We start from the raw sequence: 25305 nt of genomic DNA on the forward strand, positions 1-25305 counted from the left end.
AGAGTTCATAACCCAAAGTAATTACGTTATTGCATCCACTAACATTTTTATATATAATATGTATTAATGAGTTGTTGTTTTCTTTATATATGTTGTATTCAACGCGATTTCAGGAGAAACACTCATATATTTTAATTAACGGGGGAACGAACATGTCCAACATTCTATTTGTAAAAGCAAACGACCGTCCTGCGGATCAAGCAGTCAGCGTAAAATTGTACGATGCATTTTTGAGCGCATACAAAGAATCCCACCCAGGTGACACCATCACTGAGTTGGATCTCTACAATACAGATATCCCTTACTACGGTAACACTGTAATTACAGGTGGATATAAAGCAGCTAACGGTATCGAAGCAACTGCTGAAGAGCAGCAAGCTGCTGCACTCGCGGCACAATTGCAAGATCAATTCCTGGCAGCTGATAAAGTGGTATTTGCATTCCCACTGTGGAACTTCACTGTACCTGCACCACTGGTAAACTACATTTCCTACCTGAGCCAAGCTGGCAAAATGTTCAAATACACAGCTGAAGGCCCAGTAGGTTTGGTTGGCGACAAAAAAGTGGCATTGCTGAATGCACGTGGCGGCGTTTACTCCGTTGAGCCAATGGCATCTGCTGAAATGTCCGTAAAATATGTAACAAACGTACTGAACTTCTGGGGTATCCAAAACCCTGAGCTCGTTATCGTTGAAGGTCACAACGCTTCACCTGATCGTTCCCAAGAGATCGTGAATGCTGGCCTGAAATTGGCAACTGAAGTAGCAGCAAGCTTCTAATTGCAATTATATAGAATCATTTAGCAAGAGCCTGTCATCTCGGAGGAGATGACAGGCTCTTTTGTATGCATCATGATTGCTGAAACATTTATCTTTATTTATTTAACTGTTGATTTGGACGATTGGCCAGAAACTTCGTCTTGGAGTGCCCGATACTGCTCAGTTGCCTCCGTAATTTCTCCTAGCTCTTCCACAATAAAATCCTCGGAGGAGTCCAGACTCCATGGCACCATTAGATCATGTTCCAACGTATCATGGTCTTCCAGCATATGAGAATGCTCGGACAGGGCTTGTGCCCCTTTGATCGTAAGTACGTATTTACCGCGTGACAATCGTTCGAACCACCCATAGTAATTTTTCTGCAAAATGGCTGCAGCGGATCCGACTCCGGTTTGTCTTGCGAGTACGGCAGGAGAAGCTTCCCCTTGGGTTCGCAGGGCAGAGGCGACACGCAGCGCCTTCTCCCGGTATGCGGTTACCAGCTGCCTGCGGGTACTGCCGCCCGTGTTGTAGTCTCCGCTGCGTTCTTCAAATTCCCTCATCAGCCGTTGACGCCTTACCCCACCTTTACGGGAAGGAATCCGGTTTGTACGGTTCAATGCCGCAGGCTCACACAGCACATCAATGAATGGTGACTTGGTCTTATAGAACGTCACAGTAATCAGGCCAAGCCCGAGCTGGTGACACAGTGCTGTGAGTTCGCTCCAGCGCTGGTTAACAGCCCCGCGTTTGCTCCGATTGCGCTCTACAGCCAGATAAACGAATGGACTAAGTTTTAGCCTCTGCATCCCCTGAAGAAGCAACGAAAGATTGAAAGTTTTTTTCATCTCCACAATAAGGGGATCGTCTTGATCGGATCTGACTCCGACGAGGTCGCAATGTCTGACTTCAGCCTTGATCAGGAATCCCTGCTTTTCGAAAAAGGCTTTTAGTGGCGAATATAACTCGGTCTCGTATTTTACTGCCATCCTTCCTCCTCCTTTCCCAAGAAGTTGTCCACGGCGGGACGTTGTCCGGTTTCCTGAATTTAGAACCTTCATTATATCATAACCGTGCTTTTTTTTCTGAGGGCACAAGATGTCTGATAGAACAGGGAAAAGCCGAAATTATGGATCGTGAATTGAAAAAAAGAGGTCAACTTATCCGATTTGCCGCATAGGTATGTAATACACTTTTCACAACAATACAAGACGTTTGGACAGAGGGTGGCGGGACTAATCCGGACCGCAGATTGGTATTCAAGCAGGAGCTGCAATTCTATTGATTTCTTCATACCATTCGGAATGGTTGACAATCACACTAAAGGAGCCATGGGAGGTACCAAGCATGAATATTTTTGAACGCGTTGCGGAATATCGGGCAGAGAGTGACCGTTTGTCTTGGAATGGAACATTTGAAGATTATATTGCTCTGCTGAGAGAGGACCCGACTCCGGCAATGACGGCTCACGCACGAGTATATCAGATGATTGAATCGTTTGGCGTGGAAGAAGTCGGGGGGCATAAGCGGTATAAGTTTTTTGAACAGGAGATTTTTGGACTGGATCGCTCCATTGAGAAGCTGGTCGAGGAATATTTCCATTCCGCAGCACGCCGTCTGGATGTACGGAAACGGATCTTGCTCCTTATGGGTCCGGTAAGTGGAGGGAAGTCGACGCTCGTCACTTTGCTGAAGCGCGGTCTTGAACAGTTCTCGCGGACGGAAAAAGGGGCAGTTTACGCCATCGAGGGATGCCCAATGCATGAGGAACCTCTGCACTTAATCCCTCTGGAGCTTCGTCCCGAAGTGGAAAAAGAGATTGGTGTCCGTATTGAGGGCAACCTGTGCCCATCCTGCCAGATGAGACTTCGTACCGAATATGGCGGGGATATCAGCCGCGTCAAGGTAGAACGGGTTATCATCTCCGAGGACAACCGAATAGGAATCGGGACATTCAGTCCGTCCGATCCAAAGTCCCAGGATATCGCAGATCTCACGGGCAGCATCGACTTCTCGACCATTACCGAGTTTGGTTCCGAATCCGACCCGCGTGCGTATCGTTTTGACGGAGAACTAAACAAGGCAAATCGTGGATTGATGGAGTTCCAGGAGATGTTGAAATGTGATGAAAAGTTTCTGTGGAACCTCTTATCGCTCACGCAGGAGGGCAATTTCAAAGCAGGCCGGTTTGCCTTAATCAGTGCCGATGAGATGATCGTTGCTCATACCAATGAGTCTGAGTACAAATCGTTTATTTCGAATAAAAAGAATGAAGCCCTGCAATCCCGGATGATTGTGATGCCTATTCCATATAATCTGAAGGTCTCCGAAGAAGAGAAGATTTATGGAAAGCTTATTCAGCAAAGTGACATGAAACATGTTCATATTGCACCGCACGCGCTGCGGACCGCAGCCATTTTCTCCATACTTACCCGCCTGAAGGAAACGAAAAAACAAGGCATGGACCTCGTCAAAAAGATGCGGATGTATGATGGTGAGGAAGTTGAGGGTTACAAGGAAGCCGATCTGCGTGAAATGCAAAATGAGTATCTGGATGAAGGCATGTCCGGCATCGATCCACGTTATGTCATCAACCGGATATCCAGTGCTTTGATTAAGCAAAACCTTCAGTGCATTAACGCGTTGGATATTTTGCGGGCAATCAAGGACGGTCTGGATCAGCATGCTTCCATTACCAAAGAAGAACGCGAGCGCTATCTGAACTTTATTGCCCTGGCGCGTAAGGAATATGATGAACTGGCCAAAAAGGAAGTGCAAAAAGCTTTTGTGTATTCGTTTGAAGAGTCTGCCAAAACGCTGTTCGAAAATTACCTCGATAACATCGAGGCCTTCTGCAACTGGTCCAAAATCCGTGATCCGTTAACCGATGAGGAGATGGATCCGGATGAGCGTTTAATGCGTTCGATTGAGGAGCAGATCGGAATATCCGAAAATGCGAAAAAAGCATTCCGGGAAGAGATTCTGATCCGAATTTCTGCATACTCCCGCAAAGAGCGCAAGTTTGAATACAGCAGCCACGATCGACTGCGGGAAGCGATTGAAAAGAAGCTGTTCGCAGACCTGAAAGACATCGTCAAGATTACAACTTCAACCAAAACACCAGATGCTACACAATTGAAACGGATGAACGAGGTTATCAAACGCCTAATTGAAGAACATGGATATACGGCAGCCAGCGCAAATGAACTGCTGCGTTATGTGGGCAGTCTGCTGAATCGCTAACAGGTTCAAAACCATTCCGGATCAGGCTCCTGATGCCTGCTGTGAGGCTCCTTCACGGCAGGTGAAGGAGTCTTTTTGCATGAACAGTCGATGAAACTCGCGAAAAAACTGACACCAGAAGTTAAATTCATGACAAATTAGTTCTAATGGTATATGTAAATTTAGGTCATTTAGTCTATAATCGGTACAGTAATTTTACAAATTGGTGTTTTTTAGTAGTTATTAAGGAGTTGACGGAACTAGTTATGAGTATTACTGCAGCAAGACAAAAGCAACTCGATTATATTGGACTCACCAGAGCGGATCTGCAATTGCTTGCCGACCACAGGCCGGTATTCCAGAAGGTTGTACATGATGTGGTGGATCACTTCTATAATCATGTCGGAGGTTATCCTGAACTCGCAGAGATGATTACACGGTTTTCTTCCATTGAACGATTGAAAGAAACGCAGCAAATGTACTGGCTGTCCATGACGGATGGCATAGTGGACGAGGCTTATATTGAACAGCGTATTGCGATTGGATTGGTACATTCACGCATTGGATTATCTGAAGATTATTATCTGGGGACATATATGGTTTATCTCGATATTGCAACAAGCATATTTCAGCAAGTCATCCCTGATTCGTGGCATCGTGTGATTCAGGCGCTGAGCAAAATGTTTAATCTCGACGCCCAGCTTGTCCTTGAAGCTTATGAGAAGAAGGAAAAGGAAAAGCTGCACCAGCTTGCTGCAGAACAGGAGCATACTCTGACGGCCGTTACGCAGATTACCCAGCAACTGACGGGAATGATCTGTGAATTGAACGAAAATGCCCAGGCTATCTCGGACGTCGCGAGAGAAACCGCTGCCTCGCAGGATCAAGCCCATGAATTGCTGGAGGCATTAACAGATGAGATCCATCAGATTGGCAAGATGGGAGAACTCATTCGTGAAATTTCAGAGCAAAGTCATCTGGTCGGCCTGAATGCAGCCATCGAAGCTGCACATGCAGGCGAATTCGGGCGGGGGTTCGAAGTTGTTGCAAGTGAAGTCCGGAAGCTTGCCGCCAATTCCCGTGAGGCACAGGGAAAAATCCAGGCGAATCTCGAACAGATTATGAGGAAGCTTGGAAGTGTACAACAAGAGTCGCAGCACACATCTCAAGGAGCGAGACGCCAAGCTTCACGTTCGGAGGAACTTGCGGTATTTGCAACCACGATGGAGAAACTCGCACTGGATCTGAGAAAACTGGACAGGCAAATATAGGCTGTTAGTACCCCAAGATCCTGCGATACCGTTTCTGGCTGTTTTAAGCTATAATGGGTAGACAAACCTGCCGAATGTCATAGTAATTGCAGCCGGAGACAGGGGATTTGAAAGAGGTTGAGGTGATCAGGTGGCTTCTATCCATGATGTGGCCAAAGAAGCGGGCGTATCTGTTGCAACCGTTTCCAAAGTGCTGAACGATTATCCCGATGTAAGTGACAAAACTCGCAAAAAAGTCAATATAGCCATTGAACTATTGAAATATCAACCGAATGTGGTGGCACGCGGACTTGTAAAACGCCGTTCATGGACGGTAGGGGTGCTGCTCACAGTTCCTTTTACCAATCCGTTTGTTTCGGAATTGCTGGAAGGGATCAAGACAGCACTAGAGAATAGCGGTTATGATCTTGTCCGTTTGTCCACACGGTTCGACGATCCGGGATACTCGTTTATCAAACATTGCCGCAGCCGGAATGTGGATGGCGTTGTTGTGTTCGGAGAAGGAAGAGACAACAAAAGTATCGAGGAATTGGTTCAAGCTGAGATTCCGACCATGTTTATTGATACAGATTTGTTTGGCAAACGGGCCGGATATATTACTACGGATAATTCCAATGCGATTGCAATGAGTGTTAAGCATCTGCATGAGTTGGGTCATCGCAAGATTGCCTATATCTCGGGCACACTCGGCCCCGCCGTAGCCAATCTTCGGTTGGAAGGCTACCGTGAAGGATTGCGCGAGTGCGGTATTCCGTATTCAACCGTGTATCTGGAGGTATGTGACTACTCCTTTGAAGAGGGAAGCAAGGCTGCACGGCGATTGCTGGCATTGAAGGATCAACCAACAGGGATCGTCTGCGCTTCAGACATGGCCGCATTCGGTGCGATTCATGAGATTGAGAAACACGGTCTAAGCGTGCCTGAAGACATTTCAGTCGTTGGCTTCGACAATACGTATTACGCTCAGGTATTTAAACCGGGGTTAACCACGATTAATCAAAACATCTATTCGATCGGCATCAAGTCGATTGAGTATCTGATTGCGATGATTGAAAATCCGGATTATTCTCCGCCGGTTATTACGGAGCCGTCCAATCTGGTTGTCCGGCAGACCACTGCACCTGTCAAAGGGTAACGGTCCACGAAGTAAGCACAGCTGCTGGCTGTGCTTATTGGGTATGTAAAACGAGAGTGGAATACATAGAGGCCGTAAGGAATCTTCACGTCAAAATCGCTTCATTTTTTGAAGTTTAACAATGTATATTCATGTTCCTTAATACTGGAAAAAAGTGTTGATTTTCGTCATTAGGACGTTTAGACTATATACATCACTATTAACGGGTTTCTGATGTATGGCTGCTGTGCTATGCAAGCTGGTGGTCACGAGTCAAAATGAAACGAAGGGAGTGCCTGTCACCCGGACAGTGCACTGCCTTCTTTTTTACATTATGCCTTCATACAAGATACTTCCCGGTTGAAAGGAAAGACATCGTGGAACACCTACATGGAACGTATAACTTGGAACTGGTTGTTTTATCTTACATTATTGCTGCTCTAGCATCATATGCTGCACTTGACCTTGCTGGCCGGGTAAGCTTGGCGAAAGGAATATCCAGAAGGGTATGGCTTGCTTGTGGTGCCATGTCCATGGGACTTGGCATCTGGTCCATGCATTTTGTGGGCATGCTGGCTTTTGTTCTTCCCATGCATGTCTCCTATTCCATGGACAAAGTTGTCCTGTCCGTCCTGCTCGCAGTTGCTGCATCAGGGATTGGGTTACACATTGCAGGCAGGAAATCGGGCAATGTGCGCCAGATTGTTGCTGCCGGTCTGCTCATGACTGCGGGCATCACCAGCATGCACTATGTGGGTATGGCTGCCATGTCCGTTCCAATCAGTTACGAGGCAGACATGGTATTTACTTCTGTACTGATCGCAGCAGGTGCCTCCTTTGCAGCCCTATGGCTTATGTTTTATTTGAGCCAGCACCGGACACGGTTCACTTGGGTTTACAAATTGGGCAGTGGGCTCATTATGGGGCTGGGAATCACAGGTATGCATTACACAGGGATGTCCGCTGCGCAGTTTCATCAGCATTCGCATGCCCAGATGGTAAATTCCATGATGCAGATTGAACCGGGGCTACTGGCATACCTGGTTGCAGCAGGTACGTTCCTTACCCTTGGACTGACACTCTTTGGCATTTATATCAATCAACGAATGTCCATGAAAGATCAGCGCATTCGTGAAAATGAGCAGTGGTACCAAGCGCTCTATGAGAACCATTCAGACGCCATTCTATCGGTAAACAATGAGGGAATTGTCAAAGGATTAAATGCTGCAGTTACGCGGATTACCGGATATCCGGAGCGATTAGTCATTCATCGCTCTCTGGATGAAATATCGAAGCATATTGATATCCACTGGAGTTCCGATGAGCTTCAAAGTGTGGATTTATCGGGTGCAAGCCTTGAACAGCGTTATTATACGGCAAGTATGAAAGGGATGGATGGACAGCATTTGGATTTAAGCATTAGCGTTGTACCTGTTTTGATCGAAGGTACAGATGTTGGCAGCCATATTCTAATCAAGGATATCACCGAGGAGAAGCAGGCTCAGGAGATGATTCGTCATCAGGCCACACATGATCCGCTTACTGGCCTGCCGAACAGACGTAAACTGGATGAGGTGCTGGCTGAAACGATTGCAGTTTCCGAAATATCCAATCATGCGTTTGCCGTGATGGTGATGGATATTGACCGTTTCAAAATGATCAATGATTCGCTGGGGCATTCCATTGGAGATGTTTTTCTTAGGGAGGTCAGCGACCGAATTCTTAAGGCAATCCGTGCATCCGATCCTAAAGGGATGGATAACGTGATGCTGGCCCGAATGGGTGGTGATGAATTCACACTGGTCGTCATGAATGAACAGGGGAATGAGGAGCGTGTGGCCAGCCTGGCTGAACAAATTGTTGAAGCTATCCAATTGCCGTACCGGTTAAAAGAGAATGATTTTTACGTTACAGCCAGTATCGGAATTGCCATGTACCCGGAGCATGGAACGGAAGTGGATACCCTGTTGAAGCATGCGGACACTGCCATGTATGAAGTCAAGAAAAATGGCAAAAACGGATTTCAGTTCTATACTACACAACTGGATTCGGAATTGTATGAGCGTATTGAGCTGGAGGGATATCTGCGCAAAGCGCTCGAACGCAATGAATTGCTCCTGTATTACCAGCCGCAGATTCGCACGGCGGATAGCCGGATGATTGGTGTGGAAGCTCTGATTCGCTGGAAGCATCCACACAAGGGGATTTTGTCACCAAATGTGTTCATTCCCATTGCAGAGGAAACGGGTATCATTTATGACATTGGGAACTGGACGCTGAGGGAAGCTTGCAGGCAGATGAAACAATGGCACGCTAGCGGTGGTCCATTAATTCCGGTATCGGTAAACCTGTCCAGCCAGCAATTTCATCAGTCCAACCTCGTGGAGCAGGTGAAGCTTGCTCTGGAGGAAACAGGGCTGGAAGCCCGCTACCTGGAACTTGAAATTACGGAAAGCATGATGATGGATGCTTCAGTCTCAACAGGCATACTGAATCAGCTTACTTCCCTCGGAGTCAAGATTAGCCTGGATGATTTCGGTACAGGGTACAGCTCGCTGAGTTACCTGAAGCATTTTCCGATTCATAAGCTGAAGATCGACCGTTCGTTTGTTACAGACATCACCGAGAATCAGAGTGACCAGGCGATTGTGGCGACGATTATCACCATGGCACAGAATCTGAAGATGGATGTTATTGCGGAAGGCATTGAGACCAAAGGACAGCTGGATATCCTGATGCAGAACGAGTGCAGGGAAATCCAGGGATACTACTTCAGCCGCCCGTTGCCAGCAAGTGAAGTGGAGCATGATTTCTTTGTTCCACTGCGCCTGCAGGGAAATCCGATCATTCATGGATAAGTAAACTTAAAACATGCCAAGCGGCAAGTCCCCGCCATCTGTCAGGGACTTGCCGCTTTTTTTGTCTCCATTTATATAGAAGAAACTTACATAAATTTGCGATGGTGCTTCTTGCCGTCATACGTAAACCAAATCGGTTTATCCTCGACGCGTGTCTCGACATGCACCGTTCGCCCCCAGAGCCGGTACAGGTAAGGGAGGGTGCGCTCCATATACTTCAGGTCCAGCTCAATGCCTTCATACTGGTGCTTCAGCACAAGTTCACCTGTTCGCAGGTAATCGGCGTCCTGAACGACCAGATACGGAGAGCCTCCGTTAATACGAGAGAATACAAGTTGATCACGTATGTTTTCCCAGGACTTGTCGGTGATTTTCCAGTCTGGGCCTTTTTTCTCGAATACATAGAGATCCAGATCTTCAGTCAGCTGCTTCGTCATGTAATTTCGGATGAAAGAGGTGTCAGAATCGAATTCGCGAACCTCAAACATTTTGGCACGGCCCTGACCGGGTTTGCGGCCAAAGCGCTCCTGTTCTTCCTTGGACGGATGATCCCAGCGGCGTTCAATATCTTCAAAAATTTTAAGCCCCAAGTAGTATGGATTCAAACTTTGTTTGGACGGCTGCACCACGGAAGAATTCAATTTTGCAAATTCGATCGTGTCTTCACTGCTCAGGTCGAGCTCGCGTATAATGCGTTGATGCCAGTAGGAAGCCCAGCCTTCGTTCATGATCTTGGTTTCCATCTGAGGCCAGAAGTAGAGCATCTCTTCACGCATCATACTCATAATATCCCGCTGCCAATCTGTCAGCACTTCCGAGAACTCCTGAATAAACCACATGATGTCCTTTTCTGGCTCGGGAGGGAAGTGGTGAACCTGTATTCCTTCGGGTGGAGCTTCCTCTTTCTGCATATCGTCAAGCGACCATAAGTCGTCATATCGTCCTTCTGGACGTGGGGTCTTCACACCACGCTGCTCCCGCATTTTCATCTCCATATAACGTTGTTTGTCCAAATGACGTGGTTTGATGAGTTGAGGGTCTACATGTTCTTGAATGGCGATAACGGCATCGATAAATGACTCAACAGCTTCGGTTCCGTACTCCATTTCGTAGTTGCTGATCCGGTCCGCCGTAGCGGCCATGCTTTCGACCATATTGCGGTTCGATTTGGAGAAACGGGCATTGTTTTTGAAGAAGTCACAGTGCGCGAGCACGTGGGCCACAATCAACTTGTTCTGAATCAGGGAATTGCCATCCAGCAGGAAGGCATAGCAAGGGTTGGAGTTAATGACGAGCTCATAAATTTTACTGAGGCCAAAATCATACTGCATTTTCATCTTGTGAAAGGTTTTCCCAAAGCTCCAGTGACTGAACCGGGTTGGCATCCCGTAGGCTCCGAAGGTATATATGATGTCTGCCGGGCAGATCTCATAACGCATCGGATAATAATCCAGGCCGAATCCATCGGCAATTTCCATAATCTCGGCAATGGCGTATTCAAGGTCGCGGATTTCATCTGTCATCTTACGCTGCCTCCTTCCCGTTTCTGGAAAAAGCTGCGCAAAGCTTTGTACACTTCGCCTTTTTCTTTGATCACATAGTACATAAACTGATCCATCTTAATATGTCGATAAGCCGACATTAATGTACTGCTGCGGTTATATTGATTGACCTCTCCATATCCAAACATGTTGCTGCGCTTCATTAGCTCACCAATCAGTTTCACGCAGCGTTCGTTATCCGAGGTAAGATTATCCCCATCTGAGAAATGAAACGGATAGATGTTGTAGCTGGAAGGAGGGTAACGCCGATCGATGATATCAAGAGCCTTCATATATACAGAGGAGCAGATCGTTCCTCCGCTCTCGCCGCGTGTGAAAAATTCCTCTTCCGTCACTTCTTTGGCTTCCGTATGGTGAGCCAGGAACACAATTTCAACCTTCTCGTATTGGCGGCGCAGAAAACGGGTCATCCAGAAGAAGAAGCTGCGAGCGCAGTACTTTTCAAAAGAACCCATGGACCCGGAAGTATCCATCATGGCGATAATGACGGCGTTGGACTGCGGAATAATTTTGTCTTCCCATGTCTTGTAACGCAGATCATCCGGACTGATATGATGAATACCGGGATTTCCGGTTGTGGCATTGCGCCGGAGGTTTTCAAGAATGGTTCGTTTCTTGTCAATGTTGGACTGCATGCCTTTTTTGCGGATATCATTGAATACCACGGTATGTGTTTCAATCTGATCCTTGTCTTTCTGCTTCAGATCCGGAAGCTCAAGTTCAGAGAACAGCATATCTTCCAGTTCTTCAATGCTGACTTCGGCTTCTACGATATCATGACCAGGCTGATCTCCGGCTTTTTCGCCTTTGCCCGGTTTTTGGGAGGCAGGATCACGACCGATGACATCCCCGACCTGACTGTCACCGTCGCCTTGACCGACGTGTTTTTGCTTTTGGTAGTTATACACAAAACGGTACTCATCCAGACTGCGGATCGGTACCTTGATGATTTGTTGTCCATCGGACATGATAATGTTTTCTTCCGTAATCAGATCAGGCAGATTTTGCTTAATGACATCCTTAACCTTTTGCTGATGGCGCTGCTGGTCCTGGTACCCTTTGCGGTGAAGCGACCAATCTTCCCGGGATACGACGAACGAGTAAGGCTGGTGTGAATTTGACATGTAGGCACCCCCCATTAATTACGCGGCACAGTTTGGCCTGTCGGTAATTAAGTATATTCACCGGCGGGGACGATATGTGATGCGAGAGGAGATAAAATGATACAATTTACGCGACTGCGATTTCGATCACCGCTCAAAATGCTTGATGCAGCTCGAACTTTTTACAGAAACGATGAACAAGTATGACAAACTTCCTTTAAAATAGGGACAGGCGTTGAATTGGCATTCTCTCAGGAATGCATGAAAAGGAAGGATTCTACTTGGATAAACGGGCCGTTAAAGCTTGGATTATGTACGACTGGGCCAATTCTGCATACGCGACCACAGTACTGGCCGCCGTTCTTCCGGTTTTCTATGCTTCGGTAGCTGCGGCAACACTGGATGAAGGCACAGCCGCATCTTACCTGGCCTATACGCACTCGGTAGGGATGTTATGTGTGGCCTTGTTAACCCCGCTGCTGGGAGCGTTGTCGGATCTGTCTGGCCGTAAAGGGGATTTTCTGCGCGTCTTTGCTATCACGGGAATGATTGCAACACTGGGCTTCAGCACGGTTGGGGAAGGGGACTGGTTGCTGGCCTCCGCCTTGCTTGTGATCTCGACCATTGGATTTGCTGGCGGGAATACTTTCTATGATGCTATGCTGCCTGATCTCGTTTCTGCGGAACGCAGGGATATGATCTCATCCAAAGGGTATGCGTATGGTTACATTGGCGGTGGATTACTGCTGGCTGTCAACATGCTCATGATCCAGCAGCCTGGTTGGTTCGGGATGGGAAGTACACTGGCAGGTACCCGACTTGCCTTTATTTCCGTAGCGCTCTGGTGGCTGTTATTCTCCATCCCGCTGTTCCGTTATGCTCCCCGCCGTCCTGCGGCACCGGATATGCCTGAATCGTGGAAGGGATACGCAGAGGTGGGCATACGCAGAATGCGCCAAACCTTTCGCCAAATGCTTCGTTTTCCCCAGCTGATTCGAATGCTGGTGGCTTTTTGGTTTTTTAATGACGGGATCAATACGATCATTCTAATGGCGACGATCTATGGGACGAGTATTGGCATCGGGACAGCCGATCTGATGCTTGCGCTGCTGCTCACCCAATTTATCGGTTTCCCATGCACCTTGCTGCTTGGCGCATGGGCACAGCGTTTGGGGGCGAAGCAGATATTGATGTTGAGTCTGTCCATCTACGTGTGTATTGTCATCCTCGGATATTTCATGACAGAAGCTATCCATTTCTACTTGCTTGCCGGGCTCGTTGGCGTAGTGCAAGGTGTCAGTCAATCGACTGCCCGTTCATTATTTAGCAACCTGATGCCTTCAGGCAGAACAGGGGAGTATTTTGGCTTTGTTAACATCACCGGCAAATTTTCATCCATTTTCGGCCCGTTTGTTTTTGGCTGGGTGGGCCAGATTACGGGTTCAAGCAGGTGGGGCATTCTTTCCCTGCTCTTTTTCTTCCTTGCAGGTATGGCCGTTCTAATGACAGTTAAAGTGAAGCAAGGCATGAACGACGCACTTGAGGCAGATCGGGAAGACAGCCGTATTTTGGAATCCATTGCCCCTTCTTCTGGAGTGAATGCTAAGGCATAGTGGATAATAGAACACAACCCTTTTTTTGAAAAGAGATAATAAAAAAATAGCTGCTCCGGAACTGTTTATCAGAAACAGATTCGGAGTTTTTTCATGTTTGTGCACAGTCATATTTCGTAGGGAGAGTGGATTAAGTATGGAGTGCTGAGTTGTTGGTGGGAGGGAAAAGAGTGAACGGAAAAGGAAATTATGAAAAAGTGAAAATAAAAGATTGACATGATACATTTTGTATCATAGAGTAAAACTATGAATACAAAACGTATCTGAAAGCTGTCGAAACATCATAGAATTGGAATTGTACATCTTCTGTTTCTTCAGAAAAAAGGATGAGAATTCGATGACCAACTGCATGCTCATTATATTCGGACAGAGGAGGGGATGCCGGTGGTAGATGTTCAAGGTAACGGACTTGTCTTTTTACTCTGTGTCCCTCGTAGTGGAAGCTCACTATCCACCGTCATGCTGCAGAACCACAGCCGCATATTTGCAACACAGGAAATGTGGTTTCTGATGAATCTGGTGGATCTGTCGAAAGCGGATGCTCGTCCTTACGGAGGAAGCCCCATTATTCATCAATTTTATAGTTCCATGGTCTCAGATGATGTATATGAAAAGGCATGCAGGAGTTTTGCCCTTGAAATATATAACGGATTTCTGCAGGGGAATGCAGCAGATTTCGTTGTCGATAAATCTCCGCGTTATTATTATATGCTCGAATGGCTGGATCGACTTTTTCCAGAGTCCAAGCGTATCCACCTTCAGCGTAATCCACTCTCCATCGCTGCTTCCTACAAGAAAGTTAATCGTAACCAAGGAGAAGGGTTTGATCTGGTCAGCAGTTTAACAAGCCCACATCTGAATATGAAAGCCGTTGATCTTACACTCGGCTTGCTTCGCTTAAATGATTATTTCGCAGTAAAGCATGCAAATGCATATGAGCTTCGTTATGAACAGCTGGTCTCCAAGCCTAAAGAAGAAGTCGAAAAGTTGTGTGAGTTTCTCGGCGTTGGATATGAAGAGGGCATGGAGCAATATGGCCTTCATGTAGACAGTTCGAAATCCAACATGTTCTACAGTATGGGGGTCGGGGACCCGTTCTTGTCCACGCATCAAGAAGCACACAAAAATTCTGTTAACAACTGGAAAAGTATATTGAATACTTCTGAAGTCGAAACCTATTGCCGTGTTCTGGGGGCAGACGTGTTCCATCGTATGGGTTACTCTGAGCAGCTGCAAGAGGCGGAACAATGGACAGGAGTCCGTTATGAAGCAGCCCCGGATCAGGAAGTCATTGAACGACTTGGCCATCAGTTTACGGAAGCAACGGGTTGCAGATGGCAAGCACATTACAGCATACAGGGATCCTCATCCATAAGTACGACGAGAGATGAGATACACAGAGCAGCCCACCGTACGGAGTCCGATACAGATCCAACCTTAGCTGCGCTTGCCACAATCAGACAATTGGAAGCAGCACTTCGTGCAGCAGATAACCGCTTGGAGCGAGGATACAGTGAGCAGGAACGATTGAAGAAGCAGCTGGCTTCTGCTCATAGCAAGCTTCAGCGAATTAAATCCTGGATTCCATTTGGTAACCAAATCAGTGCGTGGGCATCCCAGCGCAAGCTACTTCGGGGAGGAAAGTCATGAGTGCCATAGCGGGAATTGTTCATACCGATGGTCAGGAAGCGTTTTGGGAAGATAGCTGGCGCCTGTATGCGAGCCTCGGACATATTCCGGCGGATACAACCGGGGTTTGGAAAGGGAACCAGGCATTCCTGAGTTGTCATGCTCAGTGGATCACACCCGAGTCAGTCCATGAGAAGCTGCCTTTGGTTGATGAGGTCAGTGGTCTCACGATAACCGCGGATGCTATTTTGGATAACCGGGAGCAGCTCGCTGATCAGTTATTCATCTCCAGAAGCCAGTTGTCCGTCCTCTCGGACAGTGAACTGATCTTGCGAGCCTATCAGCAATGGGGTGAACAGGCAGCCAGCAAGCTGATTGGGGACTTTGCTTTTGCAATCTGGGATGACCGCAAGCGGACATTGTTTGCAGCGAGGGATATCACCGGCATGAGGACGTTGTATTATCGGCATGACGGCAAACGTTTCTCATTTTGCACACTTATTGGTCCTTTGCTTGATCTGGAAGGGGTAACCAAGGATTTGAATGAGACCTGGTTATCCGAATTTCTGGCCATCCCGGAAATGCATGGCTCGGCAGATATTCACATGACGGCTTATTGTGGAGTGAACCAGTTACCTCCTGCTCATACCCTGGTCTTCCGAGCAGCCACTCTCCAAGTGGAACTGAAGCAGTATCATCGCTGGGACGAAGTAGAGCCGCTGCTTCTCAAATCCGATGGGGAATACGTTGAAGCATTTCGTGATGTGTTCACTCAGGCGGTCAGTGCTCGCTTACGAACCCATCGGCAGGTAGCAGCTGCTTTAAGTGGTGGACTGGATTCCGGTGCTGTTGTCGGCTTTGCTTCTGGCTCCCTGCGCAGTCAGGGGAAGAGGCTGAATGCGTACAGTTACGTGCCTGTGTCTGATTTTACGGATTATACTTCCAAAACGCTGCTCGCTGATGAACGACCTTTCATTCGCTCCACAGTGGATCATATCGGGAATATATCGGAGAACTATCTTGATTTCGAGGGCAGAAGTCCTTTTAGTGAGATCGATACCTGGCTGGACATGATGGAAATGCCTTATAAGTATTTCGAAAATTCATTCTGGATCCGAGGGTTTTACGAAAAGGCAAGCCAGCAGGATGCAGGTGTTCTCCTTACAGGAGCCAGGGGGAATTTCACCATTTCCTGGGGACCTGCACTGGACTATTACGCCAGTCTCATGAAACGCGGCCGATGGATCCGCTTGCTGCAGGAGATGAGGCAATATTCCCAGCGAACAGGCATGAAATTTTCCAGAATTGCTCGTATTACCGCACAAAAAGCCTACCCGGAACGTTTTCATACTGCCTCGAAGGGGGCAGCCAATGTCGCGACGAGCCAACTTATACATCCGGAATTTGCGAGCAGAACCGGGGTGCTGGAGAGACTCGGATCACTGGTTATGCTTCAGGGAGGCGCTAGAGCAGATGCGCTGAAAGTAAGAGCCGAGAAATTCAACAATCTGGCCATAGCAAACAAGAATGGAGCAGTAGCTACCAAATGTTCCTTGCGTTACCGGGCATGGGAGCGTGACCCCACCAGTGATGCCCGTGTCATACAGTTTTGCCTGTCGGTACCCATCGAACAGTATGTCAGCAAGGGAACAGATCGCTCCCTGATCCGGCGTGCAACTTCACCTGAATTGCCTGATAAGGTGAGACTCAATCAACGTGTTCGCGGCATACAGCCCGCGGATTGGCTGCACCGGATGATCCCTGATTGGGGTGCTTTTACCTCAGAAGTGCAGACGCTTTGTTCTGATAGTCGTGTAGCCGGCATATTAAACACCGACCGGATAGAATTGGCACTTAAAAACATTCCGCAGCCGCGGCCTGAACTTGCTTCTCACCCCGATATGCGTTTGATGATGCACAGCCTGATCGTATATCGCTTCATCCGCAAATTTTGAACGTTAGAATTACATACTAGGCAGCACTGTAGACTCTTGAAAGGAGGTGACAACAATGGAAAAGAAAGAATGGCAAGCACCTGCACTGGAAGTGTTGGAAGTAAACCAAACTATGGCTGGAACTGGATTCAGACAAATCGACTGGATCTCCGATCACGATGCTGATCTCTACGATCCAACTTCCTAAGTTATTAAGTTTTACGAAGAGCAATCATACTTAAAGGGCGGAAAGACAACATCATCTTTTCGCCTCCGCCCTTATATTTGATTCCTATGAATATAAGGGCTTTTTTACATTCAGCATTGCTAAGGAGGAGTCATTCATTGTTGCCTGTGCAGTATGAAGCATATGGATTGCGTTGGCTAAGCCAATTTCAAATGCCAGAACTCCAGATCGTGCAGAACAGTAGTCAGGATGCTGGTGATATTGACGTACATATCCAGTCTGCCGATTTAACCGCGCTTTGGGAAGCGTGGAATGTGGGGAATGAAAATTTCGTATCTCGTGACGGCAGCCTTTTTTTTCGAATTGAAGACACAGGCATCTTTCTGATTGAGCAAGGACGCAGAATTATCGTTAACCCTAAGCCGAACGCTGATGAAAAAAAAGTCCGATTGTTTATTCTCGGTACTTGCATGGCTGTCATCATGATGCAGCGGGGCATTCTGCCACTACACGGAAGTGCTGTGGTTATTGATGGCTGGGCTTATGCATTTGTGGGTCATTCAGGTGCTGGGAAATCCACTTTATCGGCGGCTCTGGCTTCACGCGGGTATCCGCTTCTGACCGATGACGTCGTTGCACTAACCTGGGATGCCGGAGGAAGAGCTATTGTATCTCCAGGGTATCCGCAGCAGAAGCTGTGGCAGCCCAGCCTGGATGGGTTTGGCATGAAAGAAGAGAATTATGCCACCGTGCATGCCGAGATAACGAAGTATGCGATACCGGTTAAACATTATTTTCATGAGAGAGCTGTCCCGCTCGCCGGCATTTTCGAGCTGAATCCCAAACCGGATGACGTAAGAAAGCCCATTCAATTGACGCAGGTTCACGGACTGGAAAGACTTCATCTGCTGTGTACACATACCTTCCGAAGTACTCTTGTCGCAAGACAAGGCCTTGCACAGTGGCTGTTCGAGACTGTTTCCAGATTATCAGCGAGCATAGAAATTTGTAGATTGACGAGGTCAGGTTCTGATTTTACTGCATTTGAAATGGTTGAACGGATCACAGATCATGTACGCAAAGGAGTGCACACAGAACAATGAAAAGTACAAAACAATTCGATTGGAAAGATCGTGTGAAGCAGAAGGAAGGCAATCTTGTCAGTGATATGGGCGGAGAAAAGGTCATGATGAGTATCCAAAGTGGAAAATACTACAATCTAGGCAGTACTGGCGGGCGCATCTGGGAACTGCTGTCACAGGAACGGACAATCGCCGACTTGGTTGATGTTCTGGCTACCGAATACGAGATTGATGCAGATACCTGTCATGCGCAAGTCATTCCGTTTCTTGAGCACATGTCCCGTGAGGGATTAATCGACGTTGTTCACGAGGATTAAGACGATGCTGCGCAAAATCAAAGCTTATCGTTCATTGCCCCGTGAAGTCAGGCTGATGGTATGGGAGGCTTACATTCATTTGGGGTGGGCACGAATCCTCAAAGCCAGACCTTTTGCCAAAATCGCCCCTGGGCTCGGCACAGCACAATATGAAACCTCGATGAACGGATTGAATCGAAATCAGATTATAGCGATTAGACATGTTTCCAAAGCCATTTTGCTGGCGAGCAAGTACACATTATGGGAAAGCCGCTGTCTAGTCATGGCGATCGCTGCAATGAAGATGCTGGAACGCCGCAAAATAGAGAGTACGCTGTACATGGGAACTGCGCGCAGTAAGCAAGGACAAATGATGGCTCATGCCTGGCTGCGAAGTGGAAAAATTATCGTAACCGGGGCAGATACTATGGACCAATATACGGTTGTCGGCGTGTTTGGCAAGCGTTGTCCGGAGAAGGGAACTGGAGAATTTGTCTATGAATCCTGAATTTGATGACTATACAAAAGGGTTTCCACAGGAGCTCAAGCTCATTTTGACAATCATGAAAGATGAGCTGCACGGACTTGCTCCGGAAGCAGTCAAAGCTATAACCGAAGGAATAGACTGGAAGCTCTTTTTACGACTTGTCTATCATCACAGATTGTACTCGGTCCTATATATGAAACTCAAAACATTAGAATCTCCCTTCATTCCTGCGTCTGTTGTAGAGAGTTTAAGGCAGGAATATACGGCGAATACGTTTCGCATGCTGCATCTGACCGCGGCGATGGAACAGGTCTGCGGAGCTTTCAACGAACAGGGAATTCGGAGTATTACGTTAAAAGGACCGGCACTCGCCCACGATCTCTACGGAGATGTATCCTTAAGAACATCCAAGGATTTGGACATTCTCATTCCTTTTGATGATGTGGAGTCTGCGGAACAGATTTTGGAAACGCTCGGTTATGTATCCAAGGAAGGTAAACGGCGTCCAACCGTGCAGAGCTGGAAGTGGCGGGAGCATCATATCTGTTACAAGCATCCTCTCAAAAAAACTCAAGTGGAAATCCACTGGAGGCTAAATCCGGATTCCGGAAAAGAAACGGACTTTGAGTTGCTGTGGCAGCGCAGTCGGTTCAGTACGTACACGCAAACCCCGATCCGCATGCTGGAAAGAGAAGACTTATGGGCATATCTGGTAACTCACGGCGCCCGACATGGCTGGTTCAGACTGCGCTGGCTAATGGACATCGATCAGATGATTCGCAGCATGCCTGTAGATGTAAACCTGTTAACCAGACGCCTGAAAGCTGAAGGGCGGCTTTTTATTGGTGCCCAAGCGCTTCGCCTTGTATCCGTGCTGATGAACACACCACTGGATGCTGATTATCGCAGCTTAATGTCCTCTCAAGAACGAGCAGGAGAACGGCTGGCTAAACATGGTGTGTTATTTATGAATGATATGCTGGACACGCCGGAAAATTTACGTAGTTACCGCTCCTATCTGTTTGCACTGAGAAGTACCAGGCAGAAAATGTTTTTCTTCATTGAACGATTATATCCAAGTACCTGGGATGTGGAACAAATGCCGCTTCCGCGCTCTTTGCACTTTCTGTATTTTCCGTTACGTCCTTTCCTCTGGTTCTGGCGGCGAATGAAAAGGAACGCGATGACGGAAAGGGGTTAACGAATGATTTCAGAACTTCGATTTTATATGCGCAAGCTTCGTGATGTAACAGGACCCATTCTCTATTGGAACTTACTAGGCATGATCTGCATTAGTTTGATGGAGGGAATTGGCATCTATATGCTAGTCCCGATGTTAAGTTTGATCGGTATATTTGAGATGGGTACAACCGGTTTACAGTTATCTTGGCTGTCCGAATGGTTAGGTCGTCTTTCCGAGAACAGTCAATTAGTGTTGATATTGAGCATTTTCGTGGTTATCCTCTCCGGACAGGCCTGGCTTCAACGTATGCAGACGATTCGAAATACCCGAATTCAACAGCAATTTATAAGAACTTTGCGACAGGAAACGTACCGGGCCATTATTATGGCCAAATGGTCCTTTTTTCTCCAAAAACGAAAATCCGATTTCAACCATATATTAACGACAGAACTTGCACGAGTCAGTCAAGGCACGAATCTGATCCTGCAAATGGCTGCGTCCTTGATTTTTACAGCTATTCAGATTGGGCTCGCTTTTTGGCTATCTGCGAAGTTAACTGCGATTGTACTCGTCTTTGGACTTCTGTTGTTCTTCGTGCTCAAGAAGTTCGTGCAGCGGGCCAAGCAAATCGGTGATCAGACATCCGAGCTATCCCAGCACTATTATAATGGTATTACAGAGCATTTTAACGGTATCAAGGATATCAAGAGCAACATGCTTGAGGAGTCGCATATCGGATGGTTTGAAAAAATATGTAAACGCATCGAGCGAAATGTCATTCAATTCAGCCAGTTGAACAGTGGAACACAGCTCATTCACCGCGTATCCTCTGCTGTTATTATTGCTGCCTTCATCTACCTGTCACTGCGTGTTCTTGCTGTACCTCCGGCGAGTTTACTGCTGATCATTCTCATTTTCTCCAGGCTATGGCCTAGGTTTACATCCATTCAGTCCAATCTGGAGTATATTAGCTCCATGCTGCCCGCCTTTCAGCTCGTCAGAAAGCTGCAGGCTGAAACCAATTTAAGTCGTGAAATTAGTAGTTCTACCACAGATACAAGAGCTTCAAACCGGAATATCGAAAAAGAAATTCATCCGATTCAGCCGCTTGAACTTATGCGATCCATCGAATGTATAAATGTCAATTACCGTTATGAGGGCAGTTCAGCTTATTCGCTCGAAAATGTTAGTGCATCCATTCCTGCGAAAGGGATGACAGCCATTGTGGGTAAATCAGGTGCTGGAAAGAGTACCTTGATTGATCTCATTATGGGGCTGGTCCGTCCAGAAAGTGGGCAAATTCTCATCGATGGTGTTCCACTGTCTGAGGAGCAGTTATTGGCGTGGAGAAGTTCTATTGGATATGTGTCCCAGGATCCATTTCTGTTCCATACAAGCATTCGTGAGAACCTGCGACTGGTTGACCCTAACGCAAGTGAGGAACAGATGTGGCAAGCCTTGCAGTTTTCCTCCTCAGCAGCATTTGTCCGCAAACTTCCTCACGGATTGGATACGATGATTGGAGATCGTGGGATTCGGTTATCCGGAGGGGAACGCCAGCGTCTTGTCCTGGCAAGAGCGATGCTGCGCAATCCGTCTGTACTCATTTTGGATGAAGCCACAAGTGCGCTGGACAGTGAGAACGAGCAGCACATTCATGGGGCACTTGAACGACTCAAAGGACATGTTACCATAATCGTAATTGCCCATCGTTTGTCCACGATTCGCACAGCGGATCGGGTGATTGTACTGGAGGACGGCCGAGTAATTCAGCAGGGAGGGTACCAACAATTATCCACTGACCCTGTGGGAACCTTCAGCAAGTTGTTGAATATGCAGGCCGGTGTTGTAGGCCAGTAATCGATGGATAAAATCATACTCACGCACACTCCAAAAAGGCACAGGGTCGTCACTGTGCCTTTTGTCTATAATGGGTCCATAACCTGAATCCATACGTATGCGGATTAAATCTGACTGGTAGTAGGAGCGAGAGGAAGCTGAAGTGCTCCTGTTAATTCCAGGTACTGCACAATCTTGTGAATGGCTTCGTCCAAGGACAGTTGTTCCGTATCAATAATCAGTGAAGGATCCTCTGGAACATCATAAGGTGCTGAGATTCCTGTAAAATGGGGGATATTCCCGCTGCGAGCTTTTTTGTACAACCCTTTTGGATCGCGCCTTTCACATTCTTCGATGGAACACTGCACATAAATTTCAATAAAATCTTCAGGCTCAAATAATTGTCTGACCATTTCCCGATCCTGTGCATGAGGAGAAATAAAGGCTGAAAGAACGAGTAATCCGGCGTCCACCATCAATTTGGCCACTTCACCAATACGGCGTAAATTCTCTTGTCGATCTTCCGATGTAAAACCAAGATCGCGATTGAGCCCATGACGCACATTGTCTCCATCAAGTACATAACAGCGAACGCCTCGGCCATGCAGATGTTGTTCCAAGGCAAATGCAAGTGAGGATTTACCAGCACCGGATAATCCGGTAAACCACAACGCACGGCTGCGATGGCCGTTATGTAATTCCCGTGCATGCCTGCTTAAACTCGATTGCTGCCAAGTAATATTGCGCTCTTCCTTCGACATGGAAATCCGCCTCTCCAACTCATGATATGTAATATATTTTAACATATTTACAAGAATATAGCACGATCTTTAATGATCTGAGGTTTAGCGTGAACTTCATCATTTTCGGGTATAGAAGTAGTACACCCATAGCAGGAGGAAGAGCAATATGAACGAAAAAATACAGAAAATACAGGTTAGCTTTCAATGTGCGGACTGTGAGCATGACATTCTTGTGAGTTTTGCTGCACAACAGGTAAGTACCGTACGATGCTCCGGGTGTAATAGGGCTTACACCTTAATGAAACCCACGATTGGTGAAGAAATATTGCTCGATTGGGAGCAAGAGGCGTTATATCATAAGATGCGGGCAGATCGTTCAGAGATGGACTACGACAGCATGTCGGCACTTATTATTAAGGTGATCGAACTGCTGACCTGGCGTGATCGTGGTGACGGGCAAACGAAGGCGATCGAAACGGTCAGGGAATGGTTGTCCTCCAGCGGTAAGCCGCAAACATTAATTGAGTTGCTGCATCAACCCGAACAAAGCAACAAACGATTCTAATGCGGTCATGGCAAGTGTCAAGGAAAAGGTACATACATTCGCTGTTCCGGTGGCATATTACCTGTAGGGGCTCGTGATAGGAAGCGACAACCCATTATTCAGGAACAGGAGCGGTTGAAAATGAAGCGACTGGTTTTATATATGCTGTTGACTGCCTTATCGGCGTTCAGCATTTTTCCGGTGCACACCGAAGCATCGCCCGTTACCGGAGCATATCACTTTGGCTTCAAGAGAAGCCAAAACGGGCAGCTGCCCTCTATTGACCAGGAGGGTTTTAAGTCGATCCTGGAAAACAATGAAGCGATCTTTTTGGGGGATACCAAACAAAAAGAATTGTATCTCACGTTTGATAACGGATATGAGAATGGATTTACACCTGCCATTCTGGATGTGCTGCGTGATAAGAAAGTTCCTGCCGCATTTTTCGTCACTGGTCATTATCTGAAGGATCAGCCGGAATTGGTAAAGCGCATGGCTGCTGAGGGACATATTGTTGGCAACCATTCCTGGAGCCATCCGGATATGACCCGGGTATCCAACGAAAAGCTGAAAACAGAGCTTGAACAGGTCAAGGCGGAAGTGAATCGTTTAACCGGCCAGCAAGCCACTTTTTTGCGTCCGCCGCGTGGTATTTTCAATAACCGTACGCTTGCGGAGAGCCATGCTCAGGGGTACATCAATGTATTCTGGTCACTGGCTTACAAGGACTGGGATGTCAATGTACAGCGCGGAGCTGACTATGCACGACAACAGGTGCTCAAACAATTACATCCTGGCGCTGTTATTCTCCTGCATTCAGTCTCCAAAGATAACACAGAGGCACTGGGTTCGATCATAGATGAAGCACGGAAACAAGGATATGCGTTCAAGAGCTTGAATGACTTGAAAACAAAAAGTTATTAATATAGGAGTACTATAAAGGGCATCCTTGGCTGAGTACAGCCAGGATGCCCTTTATGCGCTGGTTATCGTCGTTTAACCAACGTCAACGTTTATTGCTTTTTTTACAGAACCGTGTTATAGATGATACCTATTGTTTTGGGTCCGCAATGGCTGCAGATTACACATCCTGCTGTAGTTAATTCAACTCGTCCACCAGTTTGATCCTGCAGGGATTTCTGCAGCTCAAGTGCATCCTCTTCAGCCATGGTATGTACAACAATGATGAGGTCTGTGTCGATCCGCTGCTTTTCGCTGAGTGTATTTTGCAGCATTTGGTCCAGCGCCTTTTCCCTTTTTCCACGGACTTTGTAGGCTGGTGACATCTTGCCATCTGTTACCCGAATGACCGGGCGAATCTTGAGAAGGCTTCCGATCAGGTTTTGCATGCCTGAACAGCGTCCACCCTTGTGCAGATATTCCAAAGTATCAATCACAAATTCAGTCCGTACATTGGGCTTCACTGCTTCAACCAAATGAGTGATTTCTTTCAGGCTCTGACCTTTCTGCGCAGCATGCACTGCCTTCATGACAAGCAGTCCAATTCCCGAGGAAAGATTGAGTGAGTCCACAACAGAGATGCGGCCTTCGGGAAACTCTGAACTTGCCAGCAGTGCATTTTGATAAGTGGATGATAGCTCAGAAGACAAACTAATATACAGGATGTCGTCCCCTTGTTCTATGTATGGTTGAAAAGCCTTTATGAAATCAGCGGGGGATGGAGCAGCCGTTTTGGGCAGTCGTCCGTCTTTACTTACGCGCTCATACAGCTGTTCAGGTATGATTTCAACACCATCCTTCAGCGATTCATCACCGAACACAACGTACAACGGAATAATCCCGATATCGTGAGTCTTAATCCAGTTTGGATTCAGATCACTTGTGCTATCTGCAAAAATCTTGATTCTTGACATGTCAAT

General features: G+C 47.1%; 21 protein-coding genes. 16 read left to right on the plus strand and 5 right to left on the minus strand.

The window, feature by feature from the left end; translation table 11 throughout:
* Window positions 1-89: 89 nt before the first annotated feature.
* A complete protein-coding gene (locus MHB82_RS09230; RefSeq protein WP_426640425.1) occupies window positions 90-779 on the plus strand; it encodes an FMN-dependent NADH-azoreductase in 690 nt (229 codons plus the stop codon).
* 98 nt (window positions 780-877) lie between these two features.
* On the opposite strand, the gene MHB82_RS09235 is transcribed toward MHB82_RS09230, so the two are convergent.
* Window positions 878-1747, minus strand: coding sequence for a DUF2161 domain-containing phosphodiesterase (locus tag MHB82_RS09235; RefSeq protein ID WP_341174507.1), 870 nt, complete (start codon window positions 1745-1747; stop codon window positions 878-880).
* A gap of 358 nt (window positions 1748-2105) precedes the next feature.
* Here MHB82_RS09235 and MHB82_RS09240 point away from each other — a divergent pair, with 358 nt between their 5' ends.
* From MHB82_RS09240 to MHB82_RS09255, 4 genes are all read left to right on the plus strand, one after another.
* Entirely contained in the window at window positions 2106-4001 is a 1896-nt protein-coding gene (locus tag MHB82_RS09240; protein ID WP_095288253.1) for a PrkA family serine protein kinase, read from the plus strand.
* Between the two features lie 245 nt (window positions 4002-4246).
* The gene (locus tag MHB82_RS09245) at window positions 4247-5251 is read left to right on the plus strand and encodes a globin-coupled sensor protein (protein WP_110821074.1); all 1005 of its coding nucleotides are present in this window, start codon (window positions 4247-4249) and stop codon (window positions 5249-5251) included.
* Window positions 5252-5381: 130 nt separating this feature from the next.
* Window positions 5382-6386, plus strand: coding sequence for a LacI family DNA-binding transcriptional regulator (locus MHB82_RS09250; protein WP_095359062.1), 1005 nt, complete (start codon window positions 5382-5384; stop codon window positions 6384-6386).
* Window positions 6387-6742: 356 nt separating this feature from the next.
* A complete protein-coding gene (locus MHB82_RS09255) occupies window positions 6743-9223 on the plus strand; it encodes an EAL domain-containing protein (RefSeq protein WP_341174508.1) in 2481 nt (826 codons plus the stop codon).
* Between the two features lie 86 nt (window positions 9224-9309).
* Here the strand turns inward: MHB82_RS09255 and MHB82_RS09260 are convergent, their stop codons facing one another.
* Both MHB82_RS09260 and yhbH read right to left on the minus strand, forming a co-directional pair.
* A complete protein-coding gene (locus tag MHB82_RS09260; RefSeq protein WP_341174509.1) occupies window positions 9310-10746 on the minus strand; it encodes a SpoVR family protein in 1437 nt (478 codons plus the stop codon).
* Entirely contained in the window at window positions 10743-11909 is a 1167-nt protein-coding gene (gene yhbH / locus MHB82_RS09265; protein ID WP_095288248.1) for a sporulation protein YhbH, read from the minus strand. The genes MHB82_RS09260 and yhbH overlap by 4 nt, the downstream gene beginning before the upstream one ends.
* A 260-nt stretch (window positions 11910-12169) precedes the next feature.
* Between yhbH and MHB82_RS09270 the strand changes: the two genes are divergently transcribed.
* The 9 genes from MHB82_RS09270 (at window position 12170) to MHB82_RS09310 (ending at window position 22159) form a co-directional block, all read left to right on the plus strand.
* A complete protein-coding gene (locus MHB82_RS09270; protein ID WP_341176613.1) occupies window positions 12170-13501 on the plus strand; it encodes an MFS transporter in 1332 nt (443 codons plus the stop codon).
* A gap of 378 nt (window positions 13502-13879) precedes the next feature.
* Window positions 13880-15151 (plus strand): sulfotransferase family protein, encoded by a 1272-nt coding sequence (locus MHB82_RS09275; protein ID WP_445671226.1) that lies wholly within the window; start codon window positions 13880-13882, stop codon window positions 15149-15151.
* The gene (locus MHB82_RS09280; protein WP_341174511.1) at window positions 15148-17085 is read left to right on the plus strand and encodes an asparagine synthase-related protein; all 1938 of its coding nucleotides are present in this window, start codon (window positions 15148-15150) and stop codon (window positions 17083-17085) included. The genes MHB82_RS09275 and MHB82_RS09280 overlap by 4 nt, the downstream gene beginning before the upstream one ends.
* A 55-nt stretch (window positions 17086-17140) precedes the next feature.
* Window positions 17141-17272 carry a paeninodin family lasso peptide gene (locus tag MHB82_RS09285; RefSeq protein ID WP_110821067.1) on the plus strand — a complete coding sequence of 44 codons (132 nt, stop codon included), beginning with the start codon at window positions 17141-17143 and terminating at the stop codon, window positions 17270-17272.
* A gap of 137 nt (window positions 17273-17409) precedes the next feature.
* On the plus strand, window positions 17410-18354 hold the full coding sequence (locus tag MHB82_RS09290) for an HPr kinase/phosphorylase (RefSeq protein ID WP_110821066.1): 945 nt from the start codon (window positions 17410-17412) through the stop codon (window positions 18352-18354).
* The gene (locus MHB82_RS09295; protein WP_341174512.1) at window positions 18351-18650 is read left to right on the plus strand and encodes a lasso peptide biosynthesis PqqD family chaperone; all 300 of its coding nucleotides are present in this window, start codon (window positions 18351-18353) and stop codon (window positions 18648-18650) included. Before MHB82_RS09290 ends, MHB82_RS09295 begins: the two co-directional genes overlap by 4 nt.
* A 4-nt stretch (window positions 18651-18654) precedes the next feature.
* Window positions 18655-19137: a lasso peptide biosynthesis B2 protein gene (locus MHB82_RS09300; RefSeq protein WP_341174513.1), complete on the plus strand. Its 483-nt coding sequence runs from the start codon at window positions 18655-18657 to the stop codon at window positions 19135-19137.
* On the plus strand, window positions 19127-20317 hold the full coding sequence (locus tag MHB82_RS09305; protein ID WP_341174514.1) for a nucleotidyltransferase domain-containing protein: 1191 nt from the start codon (window positions 19127-19129) through the stop codon (window positions 20315-20317). Before MHB82_RS09300 ends, MHB82_RS09305 begins: the two co-directional genes overlap by 11 nt.
* Before the next feature lie 6 nt (window positions 20318-20323).
* Window positions 20324-22159, plus strand: a complete 1836-nt coding sequence (locus MHB82_RS09310) for an ABC transporter ATP-binding protein (protein WP_176476028.1) — start codon at window positions 20324-20326, stop codon at window positions 22157-22159.
* 104 nt (window positions 22160-22263) lie between these two features.
* On the opposite strand, the gene cysC is transcribed toward MHB82_RS09310, so the two are convergent.
* Window positions 22264-22899 carry an adenylyl-sulfate kinase gene (cysC, locus tag MHB82_RS09315; protein ID WP_095359051.1) on the minus strand — a complete coding sequence of 212 codons (636 nt, stop codon included), beginning with the start codon at window positions 22897-22899 and terminating at the stop codon, window positions 22264-22266.
* 148 nt (window positions 22900-23047) lie between these two features.
* Between cysC and MHB82_RS09320 the strand changes: the two genes are divergently transcribed.
* Window positions 23048-23446, plus strand: a complete 399-nt coding sequence (locus MHB82_RS09320) for a hypothetical protein (RefSeq protein ID WP_095359050.1) — start codon at window positions 23048-23050, stop codon at window positions 23444-23446.
* Window positions 23447-23566: 120 nt separating this feature from the next.
* Window positions 23567-24349, plus strand: a complete 783-nt coding sequence (gene pdaA / locus MHB82_RS09325; RefSeq protein WP_095359049.1) for a delta-lactam-biosynthetic de-N-acetylase — start codon at window positions 23567-23569, stop codon at window positions 24347-24349.
* Between the two features lie 101 nt (window positions 24350-24450).
* Here the strand turns inward: pdaA and MHB82_RS09330 are convergent, their stop codons facing one another.
* Window positions 24451-25299 (minus strand): DegV family protein, encoded by an 849-nt coding sequence (locus MHB82_RS09330; protein ID WP_341174515.1) that lies wholly within the window; start codon window positions 25297-25299, stop codon window positions 24451-24453.
* Window positions 25300-25305: the final 6 nt, after the last annotated feature.

Source organism: Paenibacillus sp. FSL K6-2862 (assembly GCF_038005125.1).
Taxonomy (GTDB): domain Bacteria; phylum Bacillota; class Bacilli; order Paenibacillales; family Paenibacillaceae; genus Paenibacillus; species Paenibacillus illinoisensis_A.

Excerpts from the sequence above, each read along its gene's own strand:
- MHB82_RS09230 (WP_426640425.1), top strand. The coding sequence starts at position 90 with ATGTTGTATTCAACGCGATTTCAGGAGAAACACTCATATATTTTAATT.
- MHB82_RS09235 (WP_341174507.1), bottom strand. The coding sequence starts at position 1,747 with ATGGCAGTAAAATACGAGACCGAGTTATATTCGCCACTAAAAGCCTTT.
- MHB82_RS09240 (WP_095288253.1), top strand. The coding sequence starts at position 2,106 with ATGAATATTTTTGAACGCGTTGCGGAATATCGGGCAGAGAGTGACCGT.
- MHB82_RS09245 (WP_110821074.1), top strand. The coding sequence starts at position 4,247 with ATGAGTATTACTGCAGCAAGACAAAAGCAACTCGATTATATTGGACTC.
- MHB82_RS09260 (WP_341174509.1), bottom strand. The coding sequence starts at position 10,746 with ATGACAGATGAAATCCGCGACCTTGAATACGCCATTGCCGAGATTATG.
- yhbH (WP_095288248.1), bottom strand. The coding sequence starts at position 11,909 with ATGTCAAATTCACACCAGCCTTACTCGTTCGTCGTATCCCGGGAAGAT.
- MHB82_RS09275 (WP_445671226.1), top strand. The coding sequence starts at position 13,880 with ATGCCGGTGGTAGATGTTCAAGGTAACGGACTTGTCTTTTTACTCTGT.
- MHB82_RS09280 (WP_341174511.1), top strand. The coding sequence starts at position 15,148 with ATGAGTGCCATAGCGGGAATTGTTCATACCGATGGTCAGGAAGCGTTT.
- MHB82_RS09285 (WP_110821067.1), top strand. The coding sequence starts at position 17,141 with ATGGAAAAGAAAGAATGGCAAGCACCTGCACTGGAAGTGTTGGAAGTA.
- MHB82_RS09295 (WP_341174512.1), top strand. The coding sequence starts at position 18,351 with ATGAAAAGTACAAAACAATTCGATTGGAAAGATCGTGTGAAGCAGAAG.
- MHB82_RS09300 (WP_341174513.1), top strand. The coding sequence starts at position 18,655 with ATGCTGCGCAAAATCAAAGCTTATCGTTCATTGCCCCGTGAAGTCAGG.
- MHB82_RS09305 (WP_341174514.1), top strand. The coding sequence starts at position 19,127 with ATGAATCCTGAATTTGATGACTATACAAAAGGGTTTCCACAGGAGCTC.
- cysC (WP_095359051.1), bottom strand. The coding sequence starts at position 22,899 with ATGTCGAAGGAAGAGCGCAATATTACTTGGCAGCAATCGAGTTTAAGC.
- MHB82_RS09320 (WP_095359050.1), top strand. The coding sequence starts at position 23,048 with ATGAACGAAAAAATACAGAAAATACAGGTTAGCTTTCAATGTGCGGAC.
- pdaA (WP_095359049.1), top strand. The coding sequence starts at position 23,567 with ATGAAGCGACTGGTTTTATATATGCTGTTGACTGCCTTATCGGCGTTC.
- MHB82_RS09330 (WP_341174515.1), bottom strand. The coding sequence starts at position 25,299 with ATGTCAAGAATCAAGATTTTTGCAGATAGCACAAGTGATCTGAATCCA.